The organism is Ralstonia sp. VS2407, assembly GCF_052950655.1.
In genome coordinates this window covers 1-528 of the sequence record NZ_JBRFVG010000133.1, presented here as the reverse complement: position 1 = coordinate 528, position 528 = coordinate 1, and the positions used below count along the sequence as shown (strand labels likewise).

Below are 528 nucleotides of genomic sequence, written 5' to 3'. Positions count from 1 at the left end.
CGGGCACGGAGGCGTTGTTCCTGCTGATGCGGCGCGTGTTCGACGAACTCGGCTATCGCCGCTTCGAATGGAAGTGCGACAGCCTGAACGCGCCGTCGCGCGCGGCGGCGCTTCGCTACGGCTTCACGTACGAGGGGCTGTTCCGGCAGGCGGTCGTCTACAAGGGGCGCTCGCGCGACACCGCGTGGTATTCGATCGTCGACGGCGAATGGCCGGCGCTGCGCTCGGCGTTCGAGCAGTGGCTCGCGGCCGGGAATTTCGACGCGCACGGCCGTCAGCGGCAGTCGCTGTCGACGTTGATCGCGGCGGCGCGCGGGCGCTGACGCGTGATGCTCGACGCGGCGCGCGGCCGGTAAAATGCCCGAACCCCGGCGGCCACGCGCGGCCGCCGTCAGACGACAACGACATTCGGAGACACTTCGGCCATGGCTTCAACGCAAAGCGCGCCGCGCGCAACGGTGCCGGCGACGACGATCGACGCCGGCGTCATCTCGGCGCGCCTCGATCGCCTGCCGCCCACGCGCAGCG

General features: G+C 71.0%; 1 protein-coding gene. It reads left to right on the top strand.

Annotated elements, in window-relative coordinates:
- The coding region (locus ACU8YE_RS24240) for a GNAT family N-acetyltransferase (RefSeq protein ID WP_446929917.1) at positions 1 to 323 on the top strand (323 nt) is incomplete at its 5' end.
- Between the last annotated feature and the right edge of the window lie 205 nt (positions 324 to 528).